Source organism: Elizabethkingia miricola, assembly GCF_001675285.1.
Taxonomy (GTDB): domain Bacteria; phylum Bacteroidota; class Bacteroidia; order Flavobacteriales; family Weeksellaceae; genus Elizabethkingia; species Elizabethkingia miricola.
Genome location: NZ_LSGQ01000032.1, coordinates 128,942 through 148,587, shown reverse-complemented (window position 1 = coordinate 148,587; position 19,646 = coordinate 128,942). Strand labels below are relative to the sequence as shown.

At 33.8% G+C, this 19,646-nt stretch carries 16 protein-coding genes; 13 read left to right on the top strand and 3 right to left on the bottom strand.

The window, feature by feature from the left end:
- Positions 1-33 precede the first annotated feature (33 nt).
- Positions 34-441, bottom strand: coding sequence for a type VI secretion system tube protein TssD (gene tssD, locus ATE49_RS19035; protein ID WP_065083390.1), 408 nt, complete (start codon positions 439-441; stop codon positions 34-36).
- 268 nt (positions 442-709) lie between these two features.
- On the opposite strand from tssD, the gene ATE49_RS19030 reads away from it, so the two are divergent.
- The 13 genes from ATE49_RS19030 (at position 710) to ATE49_RS18970 (ending at position 17,462) form a co-directional block, all read left to right on the top strand.
- Positions 710-2,683: a type VI secretion system Vgr family protein gene (locus ATE49_RS19030; RefSeq protein ID WP_065083389.1), complete on the top strand. Its 1,974-nt coding sequence runs from the start codon at positions 710-712 to the stop codon at positions 2,681-2,683.
- Between the two features lie 2 nt (positions 2,684-2,685).
- On the top strand, positions 2,686-4,332 hold the full coding sequence (locus ATE49_RS19025) for a T6SS phospholipase effector Tle1-like catalytic domain-containing protein (RefSeq protein ID WP_065083388.1): 1,647 nt from the start codon (positions 2,686-2,688) through the stop codon (positions 4,330-4,332).
- Positions 4,333-4,387: 55 nt separating this feature from the next.
- Positions 4,388-5,398 carry a DUF2931 family protein gene (locus ATE49_RS19020; RefSeq protein ID WP_234300294.1) on the top strand — a complete coding sequence of 337 codons (1,011 nt, stop codon included), beginning with the start codon at positions 4,388-4,390 and terminating at the stop codon, positions 5,396-5,398.
- A gap of 49 nt (positions 5,399-5,447) precedes the next feature.
- On the top strand, positions 5,448-6,404 hold the full coding sequence (locus tag ATE49_RS19015; RefSeq protein WP_260256203.1) for a hypothetical protein: 957 nt from the start codon (positions 5,448-5,450) through the stop codon (positions 6,402-6,404).
- Between the two features lie 29 nt (positions 6,405-6,433).
- Positions 6,434-6,901: a DUF4280 domain-containing protein gene (locus ATE49_RS19010; protein ID WP_065083386.1), complete on the top strand. Its 468-nt coding sequence runs from the start codon at positions 6,434-6,436 to the stop codon at positions 6,899-6,901.
- 4 nt (positions 6,902-6,905) lie between these two features.
- A complete protein-coding gene (locus tag ATE49_RS19005) occupies positions 6,906-9,467 on the top strand; it encodes a hypothetical protein (RefSeq protein ID WP_065083385.1) in 2,562 nt (853 codons plus the stop codon).
- Complete coding sequence (locus tag ATE49_RS19000; RefSeq protein WP_034869993.1) at positions 9,464-10,369, top strand: hypothetical protein; 906 nt, start codon at positions 9,464-9,466, stop codon at positions 10,367-10,369. The genes ATE49_RS19005 and ATE49_RS19000 overlap by 4 nt, the downstream gene beginning before the upstream one ends.
- Positions 10,370-10,420: 51 nt before the next feature.
- Positions 10,421-10,963, top strand: a complete 543-nt coding sequence (locus tag ATE49_RS18995) for a hypothetical protein (protein ID WP_233174271.1) — start codon at positions 10,421-10,423, stop codon at positions 10,961-10,963.
- Positions 10,964-10,989: 26 nt separating this feature from the next.
- Positions 10,990-11,685 carry a hypothetical protein gene (locus ATE49_RS20645; RefSeq protein WP_233174272.1) on the top strand — a complete coding sequence of 232 codons (696 nt, stop codon included), beginning with the start codon at positions 10,990-10,992 and terminating at the stop codon, positions 11,683-11,685.
- Between the two features lie 329 nt (positions 11,686-12,014).
- Positions 12,015-13,076: a linear amide C-N hydrolase gene (locus tag ATE49_RS18985; RefSeq protein ID WP_065083383.1), complete on the top strand. Its 1,062-nt coding sequence runs from the start codon at positions 12,015-12,017 to the stop codon at positions 13,074-13,076.
- Between the two features lie 296 nt (positions 13,077-13,372).
- Positions 13,373-14,953, top strand: coding sequence for a tetratricopeptide repeat protein (locus ATE49_RS18980; protein WP_065083412.1), 1,581 nt, complete (start codon positions 13,373-13,375; stop codon positions 14,951-14,953).
- 497 nt (positions 14,954-15,450) lie between these two features.
- On the top strand, positions 15,451-15,651 hold the full coding sequence (locus ATE49_RS18975; protein WP_233174273.1) for a hypothetical protein: 201 nt from the start codon (positions 15,451-15,453) through the stop codon (positions 15,649-15,651).
- 20 nt (positions 15,652-15,671) lie between these two features.
- Positions 15,672-17,462: a hypothetical protein gene (locus tag ATE49_RS18970; RefSeq protein WP_065083382.1), complete on the top strand. Its 1,791-nt coding sequence runs from the start codon at positions 15,672-15,674 to the stop codon at positions 17,460-17,462.
- 231 nt (positions 17,463-17,693) lie between these two features.
- Here the strand turns inward: ATE49_RS18970 and fabF are convergent, their stop codons facing one another.
- Both fabF and ATE49_RS18960 read right to left on the bottom strand, forming a co-directional pair.
- Positions 17,694-18,938 carry a beta-ketoacyl-ACP synthase II gene (fabF, locus tag ATE49_RS18965; RefSeq protein WP_065083381.1) on the bottom strand — a complete coding sequence of 415 codons (1,245 nt, stop codon included), beginning with the start codon at positions 18,936-18,938 and terminating at the stop codon, positions 17,694-17,696.
- Positions 18,939-18,940: 2 nt separating this feature from the next.
- Complete coding sequence (locus tag ATE49_RS18960) at positions 18,941-19,492, bottom strand: TetR/AcrR family transcriptional regulator (RefSeq protein WP_065083380.1); 552 nt, start codon at positions 19,490-19,492, stop codon at positions 18,941-18,943.
- Between the last annotated feature and the right edge of the window lie 154 nt (positions 19,493-19,646).

Genomic DNA, 19,646 nt, shown 5'->3' with positions numbered 1-19,646 from the left:
TTCCGCTGATTTTTGTTTTTACTTAAGAAAATCTTAGTTAGTTGGCCAGATACCATCGTAAGCACCACCACCATAAGTGATTTTCTCAGCGCTGATAACGAAGCTAACCAACATGTTATTGCTGTCGATAGCATCAAAGTCAACTTCGTGCTGGATTACATATCCGTTTTCCCAGTTAAGTTTGATAAGCGTTCCTTCCTCATGAGACTTATTGAATGTAACCTCACCAGAAGTTGGTTTGTATTTACCATTCAATAGAGATTCGATGATGTCAGATTTTTCAGTCGCTTCTACAGTGATTTTGATAATCGCGTTAGAAGGATCAGAAGCAACTCTACCTGAAACGTCAGTAGAACGTGCAACGCTGTAATTAAGTTTTAATACTTTTTGATCAGTACCGTTGTTGAATTTTAGAAGAGCTCTTGAATTGTTAGCAGCCATAATTTCTAGTATTTAATAGTTAAAGATTGATATTTTGATTTCAGTGTTATACTCAACTTTCATTTCTGTTAAGTCAAAGATATAAGGCTTTTATCATTTGAAAATCAATAAATTCGGAAAAGATTGAAATTGTAGTAATTCTACGATTTTATATGATTTTCAAAAAAAGTACATTTGTTTAGTACATTGGAGAAGTATATTTTCTACGTAATGAAATTCTATACTCTTCAATTGAAAAAAAATATAAAACCCTCAAATCCCAATATGTATGAAAAAGAATGGCCAACCGGAAGACGTATTTTTTTCTCCTCCAAAATTTGCACCGGACAATAATGCGGACGGCATAAAAGAGAACCACCACTCGGGTATAAACAGGCTTGTAAAGCTTTCTATTATAGTTGACGGGCAGGTAATTAAATACTACAAGCATTTTAAATTAAAGCAAAGTGCAAAGGGGCATCATTATTTTGAGCTCACTCTTGCTCATGATGCTTTAGGTGAAAGACAGGATCATCAGTTAGGTCAGGCGAATCAGTTTTTGGGGAACCGCCTTACAGTTAAAATGATGTATAAGGATATCGCGTCGAGCCCGGAGCGTGTGTTTGTAGGTGTTATTACTCAGGTAGGATTTAGCCAGGATAGCCATAGTTTAGGGAATATTGTATTAAAAGGTTACAGCCCGACTATTTTGTTGGATGCAGCGCCTCATACCCAAAGTTTCGGGGGAGGGCAGCCTGTTAATATGGGGATTATAGCGACGAATGTCATCAAACAGGGTATAGATAACAGTAAATACGATGTGCGCGTTGATGCGAAAGCATCTTCGCAGATATTATATAGCGCTCAGTATGATGAGACCCATTACAATTACTTGGCAAGAATGGCAGAAGCCTATGGAGAGCAGTTTTATTATGATGGAGAGGTGCTTCATTTTGGTAATATGCCGCCGCAGAATAAACCTATAGAACTCACTTATGGCAGTAATGTAACCGATGTAAATGTAGAATTAAAAGCGGTACATCTTAAACCTGAATACTACGGATATAACAGTAGTAGCAATACAAAACTAACTTCCGGAGAAACCTCCATCAATCATAAAAGTGATCTGGCCCAGAAAGCCTATCAGAAGAATAAAGGAATTTTTACGACCCCTTCCTTACGTGTAGCTCCAATAAAGGCAGTTACGGATATGGATGTGGTGAATTCTCAAACCAGTACTTCGGGAAGTCAGGCGGTGGAAGTCTTTACGGTATCCGGAGGAACAACGGTACCTTTTCTTTATCCCGGTTGTGTATCGGATCTTAAGATGCGCAAACAGGACAGCAACCAGACCAGTTATTTTACACGACTTATGGTCACCGAAGTTACTCATGAAGTAGATACCTTAGGACATTATACAGGACACTTTGAAGCTATAGCATCCGATACAGGTTACATGCCCAAACCGGAGTTTGTAGTACCTATAGCCCAACCTCAGATTGCGACAGTAATCTCTAATACAGATCCTGAAAGTCAGGGTAGGGTAAGTGTCAAGTTCGATTGGCAGCAGAGTGATACCACCAATTTTATCCGTATGATGAGCCCTGATGCAGGGGGTACGGATCAGATCACCCAGAATCGTGGTTATGTAGCGATACCAGAGGTTGGAGACCAGGTGATGATAGGTTTTGTGCATAATCATCCGGACAGACCTTTTGTAATGGGCGGTATTTTCCATGGCGGAACAGGTCTTGGAGGAGGTGTTAACAATCATTTGAAATCTATACAGACCAGAAGTGGAATAAAGGTTTTGATGAATGATGCTGAGGGAAGTGTAAATATTATCGATCCAAGTGGTAATACCTATTTCATGGATGGAAAAGGAAATATAACTGTAACCGCTCCAAAAGATATGAACTTTAATGCCGGAGCAAACCTCAATATTTCAGTAGGACAGAATATGACCACTACAGTAGGTGCCAATCAGAGCAATACTATTGGAATGAACAAAGTAGATAATATCACAATGAATCATAATGAGAGTGTCGGGGCAATGAAGAATATGGCTATTGGAGCCAATTTTATGACCAATGTGACCGGAAAACTCACCCATTATGTAAAAGGAGATATGGAAACCTTTGGAGAAAAAGAACATCGATTGACAAGCCTGAAGGGGGTAGAGGTAAACAGCAAAGGTAATGTAGAACATCACGCTGAAAAAGAGGTGATGAATAATAGTGGAGAGAAATCTAAAAGCCAGTAAGAATGAGTATTGAGTATTTTGTAGAGGGTAAGATACTTACGCAGACTGAAGGTAATAACACTACTTTTTCCAAAGAAGGAATTGTACATAACAGTACGCAGTATGTTAATCAGAAAGGAGCAGATACAGGGGTGAGTTATAATTCTCCAAAGACTGTTCACCCTAATGATAAACCAATTAGTACTGTGGATGTAAATCTTAATCTTTTCTTTGACGGGACTTTTAATAATAAAACAAACGTACAGGAAGGAATGCAAAAAGATCCTTCTAAGCGAAAAGGAAGTTATGATAATGATTTTAGTAATGTAGCCAGAGGCTACGATGCTATTGATGCAAATGCAGAGAATCAGGTTTCATGGTATATTGAAGGTATTGGAACTGTAGATTCCAAAACAGATAATGATACTTTGGGGCTGCCTGCACGTGGTGGCGGACTCGGTGTAGGAGAGCGGGGAATTGCAGCTAAAGTAACAAAAGGATGCATTAAAGGTGCTGAAGTACTCAGAACTAAATACAGAGGGAAAGTTATTAATGTTTTAACTGTAAATGTATATGGGTTTAGCCGTGGTGCAGCCGCAGCACGACACTTTATGCATGTGGCTACAAACGCACCGACAACACAAAAGCTTAGTAAAAATAAATTGCAAATATATCCACCTGAAGTATTTGAAAAATCTGATAAAGAAGAGCGTTCGGAGCAATTTTTTGTCCTAGAGAAAACAGATTCTCATCTTATGAATTATGGATACTTCGGCGCTTGTCTGCTGAAAAATGAATTGGTTGTTAATCAGGTAAGATTCAATTTTGTAGGACTATATGATACGGTAGCATCTTTTGGTATCAACCATAAAGGTTTTAGTCTTTTTGGTGTGAGTATTATTGATAGTGATGCCGAGCAATTAGGTCTTAATGCTGTTAAAAACGGATCGTTTGTATTTCAAATCGCGTCTGCTGATGAATATCGGGATAATTTTAGTTTGACTAATATAGAGAGTGCAGGAATAAAAGGGCTTCAGATTACGCTTCCTGGCGTACACTCCGATATTGGTGGCGGATATGTAGATAAAGAAAAAAATAAAGTATTGCTTTATGTTGAAAGAGGAGGAAGGACAGTATGTGATAAGTTCAGGAAAATCTTAATCGAGGAGGGCTGGTTCAAAGATTCCAGCAATGAAATATGGGTAGAACAGGATGATCTTCATTTAAGTAATGTGAGTCCTCAATACAAGCTTTGGGGAGAAAGAACGTTATCTAATCATTACGATAAAGTATCACTATTCCATATGTTTGAGTTTTCGAAACAATTTAATGTAAAGTATAATCCTAGTATTGAAAAGGATAATAATATTACAGATAATTTTATTCTGAAAATCAGCAGCCAGCTTCTGGGTTACATTCAAAAGTGTAATGAACTTAGAAATAAATATGTAAACCTTTACAATGATGGGGCTAATCCATCCGATCAGCAATATGTGAAGACCGCAAAAGAATATTCATATTTGGACTCATTTATTAATATGGAAGATCTTAAAAAACTAAGACGGGAGTATCTTCACTGGTCTTCCAATATGGCTACTTTCGGAATGGGGCCTCGTGAATCAGGAGCCTTGACTAACTCACAACGTAAAAGGTATATCATAGATGGATAAATTTAAAATCATTATATTTTTATTGGGAATTCTCCCACTTATTAACTGCCAGAAAATGAAAAACGAAAAACCTATGCTATCTTATAATGTGCAGATTTCGCATCCGGGGAATAACTATCTTATAACTCCGGTAGAGGATAATATTATAACATTGGAGGGAACACCTGCTCATTTACCTTATGGCAGTTCTTCAGGAAGCTGGGGGAATTCCGGAAAAGGATTTACTGAACAGCAAGGGACACCTATAGGTGTTAATATCGTTTATTTTTCCAGATATGAAGATGCTTTTTATCGTCTTAAAGTTGATTTTCCAAAAGATAAAGTACAGGATCTGATACAAAGAGCCTATGCTAATGCAGAATCTAAATCTTCAACGAAACCTTTAAAAGAATATATCAATATAAATCAGGAACCTGACTATGATAAAGCCTATAATGGTTTAGGAAAATCCTATGACAAATTCAGTGATCTTATTTTTGGATTTGCTCCCAATGGTATGGTGGTAGTATGGCTGGGCTTTGGTCCCACGCAGATAGAGCTTGGAAAGTATACAGCCGAGCGTATTAAGGATGATAAGGTATATGCTGATAAACTGTTTTCAAAGATTTCTCAGACAAGAGAAGATATTAAGAAAGATATGTTTATAGATGGAGCTTCTTCAAAACAATGGGAAGATTACAGGACTCTTTATAAATGGTCTCCTAGAATAAGTTCTGAGAATAAAGGTTTTCGATTGTTTAATGTAAATGTTGATTATTATAATGCGGAAAGAGAAACAATGCTTCGTCCATGGGTAGAAAATATACCGGTAAAAGACAGGGCTATTCCTAAGGAGGTCACTTTCTTTTGGGAAACAGCAAAGGGAGAATCTTTTGAAGGACGTGCATTTTTTGATTGGCAAAAGACAAATGAAGCTTTTAAAAGAGCTGGTAATAATTTAAAACTAGAGTTTAAAATTACTCCCGATAACAATAATTATGAAATTCTCTTAAATGGAGAGCCTTTTAAGGCAGATAGTCTGAGAGTATACAACAGTAATTTTACATTTAAAGAATCTTATAAGTAATTGTAAATAAGTCGATTGTTTTTAAATGGTTAGTGCAGATAAAGAATATGTGAAAATAAGAATTGACGGAATTCTTAATCTGGAGGAAATCTCCAGAGGCTATGAAATGACAAGTGAGGAGCTTATAGAATTTCATAATAAGCACTGTGCTCTTCACGAACTTCTGACATTGACATTACCTAAATATGTTGAACATTTATATATTCCTGAAAAAGCTTTTAAAAAACAGGAAAGCAATCAGCTGAAAAGTACAAAGCTGGATTTACCCAATACAGAAAGCACAAAAGTATATGGCGTTATAATGAAGTTTTTTCCTAAAGAATTGCAGCTTCATTATAAGATAAAGATAAAAAGGAAACAAAATAGGGTAGAACTATCCAAAGAGAAAACATTTGTCAATAATCAGGAGGTCGATAAGATTGTAGAACAAATTTTTGAAAAGGCAGAGCAAGCACTTTATCCATTAAAAGTTATAATAAAAGATAACGGGAATATTCTAAGAATTGATAATGTTGAAGAAATAGCACTAAGATGGAGGTCTGAACATTTACCGAAAATAAGAGAATACTATGTATCGGAAGTTGCTAATGAAATGATAAGACGTTTAGATATTGCATTAGGAGATGTAAATAAAAAATTAGATCTGCTTTTTAGAAATATTTTTTATAAGCTTTTTTTTCTTGACGTGTATCTGAATTATGAGCAGTTTTCTAAAAGTGGGGTTCTTGATATTTATTTTTCAGGGCTTGGACACGGAGTCTCTTATGAAACAGAAAAGATGGTAAATAAGCAATATACTTCCGGTAATAAAATTGTATTAGAAATAAAAGGACAAGAGCAGGAAGATCCGTTGAATATAAAATCGACAAAAGGACAGATAGAGTTACTTTACAAATTACATAAAGAAACAAGGGAAATATTTTCTATTAATGGAATAATTTCAACCTTTAAGAAAGCAATAGAGCACAGAATAGAATTTCAGCTTTATGAATTGAATTCTCAATAAATTAAAATAAACACTAAAAACACCAGAATATGAGTGAAAAACATTTAGTCTGTCAAGGAGCGCTGTGCATGTGTAATTTTGGTACAGCGCCGGATAAGCTTAAAGTGAAAACTCAAAGCAAACGCTATATTAATGATAAAGATGGTGCTGATAAGCTTATGGCTACCCATATGGATATTGGTAAGACTTTTGAAAAAAACATGTTTGGAAGCTGTAGCAAGATGAACAATAACCCTTGTCAGGTTAGCGTTACAGAATGGAGTGGGTATTATGATAAAATAACCTTAGAAGATAATAAAGGTAAAGCCTTATTGGAAAGTAGTAAAGCTACTTGTCCTATTGGGAGTAAAGATTGTATCAAGATCGTCAATCATGGTCAGACCGCTGAAGTTTCTCCCCAAAGTGTTGAAAATGCAGACCAAGAAGTATTAGCAGAATTGTTCCCGTTTGTTCCTCTGCTTCAGGAAGAGGATAAAATACTTAATATTCAAAATTAATATTATGAAAAAGTCCCTACATATAAAAATTGTAGATAGCCCAAGTAGTAAATTAGATATGGATATGGGTTATGGTGTTTTAAAATTGCCAAAAGCCTCTTCTTTTTCTGTAGTTGTTGAAGAGTATGAGAAAGAAACTAAAGCTCTAAGTGAAGGTTTTAATAAAAGTGTTGAATTATCCAAAAAGAGATGGGATGAGAGAGCGAAAGCAGGTTGGTCTGCTAAAAAGTTGTTGGAAAACTGGAATGCCAATGAGGAGGAAAGGCTAAAAGCCTATAAAGAGAAGCAGAATAGTATTCAAGAAAAATATAAAGATGTTAACTGGACTTGGATATTAGCGCCTAAAAAATTAGACCCTCAAAATTTATCACATAATGAATCTTTTAGCAAAGGGGTTACAGGAATGCAGACTGTAAATTTTCCTGAGGTATTGGAAGGAGGAGGGCTGGCATATCTTGAAGCTTTTTTCCCGGAAACAGGAGCTGAGGGTAAGAAACCTTATGGGATTTTTGTACGAGCAATAGGAAAGCCTTCTGTTATAAGAACGGAATGGACGGATATGCAGGATAATCCAATACCAAAAGGAACAAAAGTCTGTTGGGGATCGCACTTGAAATTACATATTTATACCTCGGGCTTATATGGACAGGAGCTAGAAATAGCTTTAAAGGATAAAGATACTTTTATACTGGATTCGGATGACGATTTGAGTTATGGAGGATCCAAAACTTTTATGTGTGAGGTTGATGCTGTAAAAGCCAATAAAAATGAGGAAGGAAAGCAGGGAGTAGCGGGGTTAATCACTGAAAATGAGGAGAAAGTAAAGCGAACATATATCCAGAAATCGGTAATTAATGTCTGGGTAGACTATAGTTGGATAAAAGAAGGCGGGAGTAATATTAAAATATATTCGTTGGTAAAATCAATTCAAACACGTAAATTCTTTGAAAATTTTGAACGAAATTATTTAGAAGTTGCCTATGAAGGTAAACCATATAATTGGGAAAGAGATTCTTCTAATAAACCGGTATTAGTTGGACAAATAGAAACCAATATAGCTGCTTATCATCCTTGTCTTTATAAAGAGGTTATTTTTAATCCTATTCCGGAAAGTGATACGGAAAAGAGTAGAGTTCTTTTTAAAGAGCAGGAAGGAGTCTCATTTCCGGACTTATTAAATATTCCTATAATATGTCCAGACGTTGATCATTTGAAAGATTATAGTATTGAATTAAAGCAACTTGAAACAACTGAATGTATCTTTACAGGTAAAAAAAATGATCATACAACTAAGGCATTAACGGTATTAAAATCTCCGGAAAACTTTAAAAATATTAATGTTAGTAGTAATGTATTAAGCTTTAAAGGCGCATTCAACTATCATCCAAGTAATGATAATCTATTGGAAAAAACAAGCTTTAAAATGCTTGAATATATTTGGCCTGTTAGTTTACCTAGAGACAATAGTGCTAGTTTGGACATCATGGCTTCTACATGTAGGTACTCAAAGCAATTAAAAATTTTGGTATATCCTGATGTTAAATGGGCACTTGATTTTAGGTTTGGGATGAAAGGTCCGGAACAATATACCCATACCAACCTTCCTAATTACCCAAGAACTGATGCGGAGGATGCAAAAGATCCTAAGTCTAGATATAGTGATGCTTTTTCAAAGTCCAATAAGGCTGGAAGAATAAATAAATATGGAATGGAAAAAAGAGCCAATGGAATGGAATTGGAATTCCAATTGGTTTTAAAGGCGGAGTATAACAAAGGAGAAGAAATTGAACTTGCTGATAAATATGCACAAAAAATAAAAAAGTTTTTAGAATTGCTATTAACTTTAAAAGAAGGATTAGATAGGTTAACCAATATTGATAAAATTAATTCTGGGCATAAATCAGCTGTAAAAGGACTGGGGAAAATTCTAAAATCGCCTATTGTCGGGACTATAGATTACCCTGCAATTAGTATCGGAGGTAAATGGCAGGCAGCAATTAAAGAAGATACCAACGAAGTTTATACAGATGGTAAACTAATGGTAAGATTTAATCCACTACTTAAGGGGGATGTTTCTTTAGATATTATAGCAGCTGTATCCTATGTTCCCGCATTTGGGCAGGCTGTAAAAGCTATTGAAATTGCATTAAATACAGTTGGAGCAGAGTTGAATTTTATGCTTACTTTATTTGGTCAGGTAAATGTAGAATTTGAATATGCCTTGGCGGAAAAAGGAGGTTCAAATTTAAATTTAAATGGAGAAATTGGGCTTAGATTATCCTTGTCTGCTAAAGCTAAAATCAGTCTAAGTGCTGTTGTATTCTCAATCGATGGAGAAATACAAGCAGAAGCTTATGCTGTAACATCTGTAAAGCCAAAGGCAAGTATTGGGCACGATAATAAAGGTACTTTTGTAGAAGCAAAATGTGATTTCATGGGCATTAATATTGTTTGTATTATTACGGCGAAAGGAAAGAATAATCAAATACAATATAAGGATACTTATAACATACTTGATAGAGAAGATAATTTTGTGAAAGGTAAGGGTTATATTATAGAAGCATGAGAAATTTAATAATAATAGTTTTTATCCTTTTTTATGGAAAAGCTAAATTCCAGGATAAAGCAAATACGATGATTAAGAAAGTAGAAACAAAAAATAAAAAAATGGATATCCAAAAACCATATTATACCGCAAAACTTCAAGTTCAAGCCTGTTATTACGAAGTATTTTTAAATGATATACCTGTATTTAGTTATGGTGTAAAAGGAGGAATGACGAATGAAATACCTTTGAATACTTGTATTTTGACTAGCGGCAAACAGTTATTAAAAATACGTCTATCACCAATGTTTAATAATATGCAATTAAATGCAAATACTGATTTATCTGTTGATTTTGGGTATAGTGAAGTTATAGATGGAAAGAAAATGAGTGATTATGTTTCTTTGGGGAAATTTCAGCTTCCTAAGGAAATTTTAGAAAAAAAATTGCCATATTATGAAATAGAACTGCCCTTTGATGCTTCTGTATCTTGGAATTATAAAAGTATTTTGGAAGACGCACAAGATTTATCTAATACTACAACATTTCTTGATGAAGGAGCTAGAAAATTCTATAAAGTTCTTCAAAGTAAAGATTCTGAGAGTTATTTTGAAATAATGAAACAAAGTATAAAAATGCAAGCTCAGATGGAATATATGTCCAAACAAGAAGTAGATGATTTATATAAAGAAACTAATTTATCAAATATAAAAAAACTCTATCCTTTGGAGGACTATGATATTAAATTTTATGCTAAAGGAAAACTGGTCAGATTTGTTAGTAAGAAGAAGGACGAGAATGGAAATCAATATTTATTTAAATATACAGTTCCACCATTAATGGCTGGGAAACAAGACGGAGAAGGAGCATTTAATTATCTTTTCTATTTACCAAAAGGAAAAAAACAATTAGAAGTTTTTTAATTTAATACTATGCACCGATATCTTATTTCGAAGGGTGAAATTCCGTTTGTCATGAATAAGTTTAACCGGAGTTTATGGCTTTCATTATTAGTTTTCCCTTTTGTATTAACTATCACTTTTTTACCACTTTATTTTATTCTATTTTTTATCAATATGATTGTTTTGGAAGGATATTTTGAGAATCAAAGTATTCTTACTTATTATGTGATTGGAATTATTGCTATAGTCATAATTAATTTTTTATATGGAAAGATTATTCTGGGCCATAAAATTAAAAAAGGAAAGATATATAAGGTGCAAGAAAGGTTTTTCATCAAAAAAAAAGATACTTACACCTACACATCTGAAACTGTTTCTAATAGTGATTATTTTAGATTATATTTAATAGGGGAGGATAAAGAAGAAAAAGGGATATATATTTCTAAAGAGGATTATAAGAGAATTAATGAAAAAACAAGTATTATGCTGGTATATTTCGAAATAGTAGATATACCAATAGAGGGATTTTATGAAGATGAAAAATTAGATTTTTTTCGCTTTTTTGTTGTGAAAAAAATGAAGCATTTTGTCAGACAATTAACATACTGGCGATAGTTAAGCTTTATATAGACACGTAAAATATGAAAATCGTAAAAAAAGTTATAAATATTGGTTTTACATTCTTATTGATATCTTGTGTAAAGTCCCAAAACTCTAATTATATATGTAATGATTGTGGTAGTTTTGATTTGTCTAAAATCTCTTTTAATGAAGATGTTGATCAACTTACATCAAAAACAGAAGTGTTCAAAACCGTTTTTGTAAATGAGGGATGTGAAGAGAAAAGAATGGAGGACATTTTAAAAGCTGATAATGTATGCGCTTTTAAATATAATCTTTATGAAAATCCAAAGAATAAGATACATTTGTCATTCTCAGATAAGTTTAAATTTAATAATCTTCATCTATTAGCTGATTCAAAAAAAGGATTGGTTGCCTATTCTTCTTCCGAGGATTTCAATGGAGGAGAGAAAGGCTTTACATCGTTTGTAGACTTTTTAACAAAAAAGTTGAACACAAAACCACAATATAATATTTTGCTTATAGATGAAACTATTGTTTATCAGTGGGATACGAACTCTTATATTTATCAATTAACAAGGGCAAAAAATAAACAACAAAAAGAGGCTGTAATCAATGGTAAAACAATAGCGGATAGTTATTATTATGTAACATTAAGTGTATATCAAAAAGATAAATTAAATGCAAAAATTAAAAGCATTATTCCCCGTAATGAAAACTTTATTATCTACAATGATAAGTATTTTAAAAAGTAAAAACTATTTGTATAGCTGGAAGTTATTAGATAAATGAATTTACATTCAATTATTACAAAAGCCCACAATATTGTGGGCTTTTGTAATAAATATGCTGTGCCTGATGTGTTTTTAATTTCTAATTATGATTAATTGTTTATAAAAGCATTATAATTTATAAATATATAATAAATATTATTGAGTAATGCACTAGATTAAATAAATTTAGATCCTATTTTAATGATTGTAATTCTTTTTATCATTAATTTTTTATTTAGTTTTCACTGAATTAACATGGTGTTTTGAGAATTTTTTTCTATTTTTAAGATAATTATTAAATCCATAATCATATGAAAAAAAATTATTCACTTAAACAAAAATTGCTACTCGTTTTAGCCTTTGCAGTAGCTCCATTTGGAAGTTTTCTGGATGCCTGTACCAGAGTAGTATATAAGGGCCCTGAAAATAATGTGATCACTGCCAGATCAATGGACTGGAAAGATGAAATAGATGCCAATCTATGGGCTTTTCCCCGTGGGATGCAGCGTGACGGAAATGTTGGCTCTAACTCCATAAAGTGGACCTCAAAATATGGCAGTGTTATTACAAGTGCATGGGATATTGCGACTACTGATGGTATTAATGAGAAAGGGCTTGTTGCAAATGTACTTTGGTTAGTAGAAAGCCAATATCCAAAGTTTAATCCGAAAGGAAAATCCAAAGGTGTAACTATCGCAGCATGGGCGCAATATGTTCTGGATAACTTTGCAACGGTAAAAGAAGCTGTAGACGAGCTTAAAAAAGAGAAATTCGTTATTGTTTCGGATTTTATTCCGGGAACACAGAAATTTACAACTTTACATTTATCTATTTCCGATGCTACAGGAGATAATGCTATTTTTGAGTATATCAATGGTAAATTAGTGATTCATCATAGTCCTTCTTATACAGTAATGACTAATTCACCTGAATTTGATAAGCAACTGGCAATTAACCAATATTGGCAGGGAATTCCCGGAACAGTTATGCTGCCGGGAACTAACCGTGCTGCAGACCGTTTTGTAAGAGCTTCTTATTATATCAATGCTATTCCACAAACTGCAGATGTACGGACATCTGTTGCCAGTGTATTTAGTGTGATTAGAAACTGTTCTGTACCTTTTGGAATTTCTTCGGAAACAGAACCTAATATTTCGTCAACAAGATGGAGATCTGTTGCGGATCATAAAAATCTGGTTTATTATTTTGAGACAGTGAAGACTCCTAATACATTCTGGGTAGATCTTAAGAAATTAGATTTTAGTAAGAACGCTCAGGTGAAGAAGCTTAGTGCCAGTAAAAACGAGTCTTATGCCGGAGAAACATCACAACAGTTTGTCGCGGCTAAGCCTTTTACATTTATCGGAATATAAATTTGTTAATCAATAAAAGAGGCTGGTTATGAAAATAATCAGCTTCTTTTTTTTGCAGTGTATGTGGTAATGCGCCATTGGATTTGCATTGGTTAAAACAAATTCCCAAGGATATATTTTATAAATTTTAAAGCCTCCAAATATGCAGGGTATACTCAGCATATTTGGAGGCTTTATTTATTGGTATAACTAAAAAGGTGCTTGTTAGTTCATAGATAATATTCGATTTTTCCACTTTTATATTAAACTTATATTTGCCGCCGAAAATAGACGGGGTCAATAAAAATAAAGTTAATATGAAGCATATTTATTTTTGTTTATGTTTCTTTTTTAGTATTTCTGTAATAGGTGGTGAGAAATCGAACCACAATTGTTACCGTTTTATATATACTCCAAATATTTCAGAATTATTTAAATCCTTATTTAGCAATGATTCTTCATTGCAAACCGAAATAAAAAAGACTGATAGGTTACTACAATTATCCGATTCTTATTTGTATAAGGATACCTATAAATCAATGATGTATGCTCAAAAGGCAAGAATATTAGCAGAAAGAATTGATGACTCTAAAAGAAAGGCTGAATCTTATTATTATATTGCAAGAGGACTTATTTTCCTAAGACAGTTGGAAGAAGGCTATCTGTACATAGAAAAAGGTATGAATGAGGAAATTGTTGAAAAAGATAGTTTCTATAAAGCTCTGTTTTTGAACTTAAAAGCAATATACCAAGGTAAGATTTCATTATCTCAGAAGCAATTAGAAGGGAGTTTAAAGGCATTATATCTGATTGACTCAAATAAAGATATAAACTCAAGACTATTATCCTCTCAACTTTATATGCTTATAGCAGATGCTTATACTGAGATGAATAATGATCAGAAAGCACATTTCTATGTGGATAGATCGATTAAGTCAATTGAACGGATTTCGGAACAAGAATACCTGCGAGCTAAAAAAATATATTACTGTAAAGCCTATATTTATTTTTATAAAGCCTGGATATATCTTAAACAAAATCAGCCTGATCTTGCTTTTCCTTTTATTCAAACAGCATATGATGAAGCGTTAAAAGAAGAACAGGGGTATGTGGCTCCTTTTCTGGAAATATATGGTGATTACTATCAACAGACTAAAAACTATTCTAAATCAATTGATTATTATTTACAGGCCATAAATAATAAAAAAGAGTTCTTGCAAACATCTGAGTATGTGCAGTCAAAAATTGCCTCTGCTTATAAAATGCTTGGGAAATATGATAAAGAAAGTTTGTATTTGAAAGAATCTTCCGATATGCTGAAATTAAATGTCGAGAAAGATAAAATACACTTACAAAGAGAGTTGCAAAATATTCAAAAAGATTATAATAATGAAAAGGGTAGAGATAAAATACAAAATAGCATAATACTGATATTTATAATATTGAGTTATGTTTTTGTACTGTTATTATTTCTCTTTAAATACCGTAAAATTAAAAAGAAGAAAAAAAAGATTATTGAAGAAAAAGAAAAATTACTTCTTTTTAATAATGCTATAAGTGCAGAGAAAGAAGATATGATCAAAAAGTTTCAAAAGTTTGAGAAAGATCAGTCTTTTTCTGATGTAATACAGATGGCCAAGGATAATTCTCCTCAGTTTTGGATTAGTTTTCATCAATTATACCCGGAAGTGTATGACAAAATGATAAATGTTAATCCGAAGATAAAAGTTCCTGAGCTTACTTTTTGTGCTTATCTATACCTTGGCTTTTCTACGAAAGATATTGCAGAATATACCTATGTAACAGTCCGGGCTGTAGAGACAAGAAAAAGCAGGTTACGTGAAAAGTATAATATTTCTTCCGGTACAGATTTTTATAACTGGATAAGAGAATTATGAGATAAAGCTAGATGACTGTTATCTTACTTTCTCTATACGGAACCCGAGCATTTTACTTTTATTGAGGTTTATAATAAGATGTCTTCTGGCAATATTTTTATATCATTTTAAAAATTATTTCATAGCCCTTACTTTTTGGTAAGGGTTATTTTTTTTGCTTTGGATAATATCTGGATCCATACTTTTTATTTTTTACATCAGTGCGTTTTGTTATTTAGTGTGCTTATTTATAGTGTTTTACATTTTATGTAGTAGAATTGTGGTAACGGTAAATTTGCAACAATATTTGATATTATATAATCTTTGCATCACTAAAGAACATGCTTCATAAAGGATGCTGGTTCTTTTCTAAAACACAAATCTTTTTTTAAATTTTTTCGAAAAACGATCATCATTTGTTTTGTGAAAACCATGTTTGGTTTTGAGCGGATATAATATTTATCCGCTTTTAAAACAAATGATTTGTAATAGGACAAACAATTTGAAATACAATAATTATGATGAAAAACGACAAAGAAATTTTATGCAAAAAAGAATATGTGCCTCCTGTATTAATGGCCATATTTATTGAAATGGAATGTGGTATTGCTGCGAATTCTGCGACATTAAATCCAGGAGATACTAATACACCTGCTACTCCGGGTATTGGAGATTGGAATGATGGTGGAAATACCGGAAATGGTGACTATGATTTTTAACCCTTTAAAGAAGAAATATTATGCAAAATAAGAATAAACTCATTTGTGCACTTCTGCTAATAGGGGGATGCATTGGTAGTATCAGTTCATGTTCATCTCGTGAAGACGGAGGAACTACAGAGTCTGACGGAAAAACAGTGCTTAATATCAGTCCTAATATTATTGAAGATGAGATTATAACATTAGCTAATACTAAGACTAAAAGTGGAAGTAGTGTTTTACAGAATTCTGTTATAACTAAAGAGCAAATGTCTTACGGAAATGATTTTGATGCATTGGTTGAAATAACTGCATCTTCTGGAAAGCTTTCTAATGCTACAGCTTCTTTGGACAATAAAGCTATTGCTGCAGCCAATCCCAGAATGGGAAATGGTATTAGTTATGTTGTTAGGATTTTTCAGGATAATGCGGGGAGCAGAGGAGCACAGATTGGCTCTGATTATACCTTTACAGTTGGGGGGGCACCTCCAAAAATAACAGTAGATGGCGGAACAAAATACCAATGGTATGCTTTTTCATCCAATGAAGCAACTGTTCCTGCAACAATGATAGCAGCAGGGAAATCTGTTATTGATGCCCCGGTTTCATCCAATAAAGATATTTTATATGCCTCAGGTACAATTAGTACTGTAAGTGGGAATAATTATCTGGATATTAATTTTAAACATATGACTACCCGTATTGATGTAAATATTGACAGTAAGGGAATGTTTGTACCAATGTCAGGAAATAGTGATGCCACTGCAAACATCGGGACATATAATGGAACTACATTTACTGGTATTATTACACAGCAGACTTTTGATTTGGGGACAGGTAGCTTCTATGGAGGAGCAGCTCCGATTCAGTCGGATAAAGCTTTGGATTCCCAGGTGTATTCTTCAAAAGTAGTGAGTTTTTACAGTTCTTCCGGAGTCTTTATTCCTTCCGGAAATACATTAAAGGTAAAGCTTACTAATATGGAATTCAAGCAACTTAATAATGTATTGCATAAATTTAACCGAGTGTCTTATGTCACGTTGCCACAGAGTTCCTCAAAATTACTGGGTACAAATTTTAAATATAATGTAAACGTACGCTTGATACAATCTGCAGTAAATGTTGGCGGAGTATTGTGGGCACGTAATGATATCTCTTACGAAGGTTCTAATAGTTATAATGTTCCAAATACGCGTATTAATGGATTTGACGGATTTCAGCCCATTGGTAATCTATCACCTACAGTGTATTATTGGAGTTGGAATGCCTTAAGACCTACAGATGCTCCTAATAGTGGCAATTACGATACTACACAGGATCCTTGTGTACAGCTATATCCGGTTGGTACATGGCGAATGCCAACTTCAGTCGAAGCTACAGCATTGACAACCAAAATTCCTGATAATACCCGTGCTGGATTTAGCATTTATTCTAATAATGCTAATTTTGGAGTTACTTTTAATCATACTGCAGGGGCTAACACTCCGGAGTATGGAAGTGCAAGAAGTGAATTGTATATTCAGTATAATGGTTATCGTCCTGTAAATTATACGCCAAATGAAAATTCTCCATATCCTAATAGCATTACTGGATGGACTTATAATGCAAAATCGACCCCTATTTCTTCTTATCCCGATACTGTAGGAATGTTCTGGACAAAGGATCCTGGTGCAGCTGCCGGGACAGCAAAAGCTTTTGTTTGGAGGGCTTCATTTTCTAATAATGGAACAGAAAATACAGCTTCTTTTCCTGCAGGTAATATTCAGGATATTGATAAAAGAACAGGCCTGAATATTCGTTGTGTACGATCCGTAGCAGCACCTAATACCTAAAATATTTATATCCGGCTTGAGCTTAAATATAAATGTATGGGATAATGTTATACAGAAGTTAAATAAACAATCACTTATTATAAAAACTGTCAATATGTGTTTAGTAAGTTAATGCTATCATTATGTTTTTGTTTTTTGACAGTTTTATATTTTTACGGGCAATCAAAAATGATTGCCCGTTTTTATTATGATTATCTTCACTGAATAAACAGTCAGATAACAGATTATTATTTATTCTGCGTACTTTTTGAAAATACTTGTGGCAATATGGCCGCCGAACCCAAAAGTATTGTTCATTGCGTAGTTGATTTCTTTATTTTGTTTTTTGCCGAGTGTAAAGTCAAAGACGTCTTTGTATTCAGGCTCCGGTTCCAGTGTATTGATTGTAGGAGGAATAATATTTTCGCTTACAGCCTTAATACAGGTGATCGCTTCAACAGCACCGGCTGCACCCAGTAAATGACCGGTCATTGATTTGGTGGCACTAATATTCAGATTATTCTCTCTTCCAAAGATTCTTTCGACAGCCTTAAGTTCACTGAGGTCACCTTGTGGAGTAGAGGTGGCATGAACATTTAAATAATCGATCTCTTGTGGCTGAATATCGGCATCTTCAAGAGCTGCCAGCATTCCAAGATATGCACCTTCTCCATCCGGATGAGTTCCGGTAAGGTGATATGCATCTGCAGCCATTCCACCACCCACAATTTCAGCAATAATATTGGCACCCCTTTTCTTCGCGCTTTCCAACTCTTCCAAAATTACGGCGCCGGCGCCTTCACCTATTACAAAACCATCCCTGTTTACGTCGAAAGGTCTTGATGCAGTTTGAGGATTGTCATTGTTTGTAGAGAGTGCTTTAGCAGAGTTAAATCCACCTACAGAGCTTTCCATTATAGCGGCTTCTGACCCACCGGTAATAATCATGTCGGCTTTACCCCATTTGATATAATTATAGGCATCAATAATAGCAGTGTTAGAAGTGGCACAGGCAGATACTGTTGTGAAATTTATTCCGCGCAATCCGTATTTTATAGAGATTACCCCCGATGCGATATCTACAATCATCTTCGGTATGAAAAACGGACTGAATCTGGGAGTTCCGTCTCCTGATATATACTCAGTCATTTGTTGCTGGAACGTTTCAATACCACCATTTCCCGAACCCCATATTACACCAATACGGTTTTTGTTCATTTTCTCAAAATCAATATTTCCGGATTTTACAGCTTCTTCTACTGCAACTAATGCATACTGAGTATACAAATCATATTTCCGTGCTTCTGCTTTTTCTATAAAATCCAGTGGATTAAAATTCTTAAGCTCACAGCCAAATTTGGTTTTAAACTTTGAAGTATCAAATCTTGTAATAGGGGCAGCACCGCTTTTACCTTCTGTTAATGAGGCCCAGAAGTCATTTATATTATTTCCTATCGGGGTCAATGCTCCAATACCTGTTATAACTACTCGTTTCATATCTATGATGTTAAATCGTCTATAATTGTGTTCTTTATTTCCTGAAAATTGTGCTGGTAAGTAATTCTTGAAAGATGTTCAGCACCCAGAATATTGGTAATAATCATTAATGCTTTGGTACGATGATCCATGTTATATTTGAAGTCACCTTCTTTTTTACCATCTTTTAAAGTGTCAGTTAACCAGTTAAGTGTATTATCTGTTAAGATTTTAAGCTCAGTTTGCACCTCTGGTTCAAAAGAGAAATAGTCATTGGATAAGGATCCTAAAATACTAATCCGTCCTTCAGATTTTGCGGCTGTATATACAGAAAGGAACTTAATGATTTTTTGTACAGGACTCTCATTACCAACCCTCTGCTTGAATTTCTCTAAAAGGATAAGATGTTTCTGGATAATCGCAATTACCAAAGTGGTTTTGGTAGGGAAATGATAATGTATAGATGCATTTTTAATCCCTAGTTCTTTAGATATATCACTGAAACTAAATGCATTATATCCTTTCATTCGAATCAGATTATCACCCAGTAAGATTATTTTTTCTCTTGTACTCATAATGCAAATATACTTACCTACTAGTAAGTAGGCAAGTTTTCAATCAAAATATTTATTAAATTTTAGCGTTAATCTCAACAGTATCAGTCCTGACCTGCTTTTAAAGGCTAAATTCAATTGTGATTTGTATGAAATTTTAATTGAGAGGCATTAA

Excerpts from the sequence above, each read along its gene's own strand:
- tssD (WP_065083390.1), bottom strand. The coding sequence starts at position 441 with ATGGCTGCTAACAATTCAAGAGCTCTTCTAAAATTCAACAACGGTACT.
- ATE49_RS19030 (WP_065083389.1), top strand. The coding sequence starts at position 710 with ATGAAAAAGAATGGCCAACCGGAAGACGTATTTTTTTCTCCTCCAAAA.
- ATE49_RS19025 (WP_065083388.1), top strand. The coding sequence starts at position 2,686 with ATGAGTATTGAGTATTTTGTAGAGGGTAAGATACTTACGCAGACTGAA.
- ATE49_RS19020 (WP_234300294.1), top strand. The coding sequence starts at position 4,388 with ATGAAAAACGAAAAACCTATGCTATCTTATAATGTGCAGATTTCGCAT.
- ATE49_RS19010 (WP_065083386.1), top strand. The coding sequence starts at position 6,434 with ATGAGTGAAAAACATTTAGTCTGTCAAGGAGCGCTGTGCATGTGTAAT.
- ATE49_RS19005 (WP_065083385.1), top strand. The coding sequence starts at position 6,906 with ATGAAAAAGTCCCTACATATAAAAATTGTAGATAGCCCAAGTAGTAAA.
- ATE49_RS19000 (WP_034869993.1), top strand. The coding sequence starts at position 9,464 with ATGAGAAATTTAATAATAATAGTTTTTATCCTTTTTTATGGAAAAGCT.
- ATE49_RS18995 (WP_233174271.1), top strand. The coding sequence starts at position 10,421 with ATGAATAAGTTTAACCGGAGTTTATGGCTTTCATTATTAGTTTTCCCT.
- ATE49_RS20645 (WP_233174272.1), top strand. The coding sequence starts at position 10,990 with ATGAAAATCGTAAAAAAAGTTATAAATATTGGTTTTACATTCTTATTG.
- ATE49_RS18985 (WP_065083383.1), top strand. The coding sequence starts at position 12,015 with ATGAAAAAAAATTATTCACTTAAACAAAAATTGCTACTCGTTTTAGCC.
- ATE49_RS18980 (WP_065083412.1), top strand. The coding sequence starts at position 13,373 with ATGAAGCATATTTATTTTTGTTTATGTTTCTTTTTTAGTATTTCTGTA.
- ATE49_RS18975 (WP_233174273.1), top strand. The coding sequence starts at position 15,451 with ATGATGAAAAACGACAAAGAAATTTTATGCAAAAAAGAATATGTGCCT.
- ATE49_RS18970 (WP_065083382.1), top strand. The coding sequence starts at position 15,672 with ATGCAAAATAAGAATAAACTCATTTGTGCACTTCTGCTAATAGGGGGA.
- fabF (WP_065083381.1), bottom strand. The coding sequence starts at position 18,938 with ATGAAACGAGTAGTTATAACAGGTATTGGAGCATTGACCCCGATAGGA.
- ATE49_RS18960 (WP_065083380.1), bottom strand. The coding sequence starts at position 19,492 with ATGAGTACAAGAGAAAAAATAATCTTACTGGGTGATAATCTGATTCGA.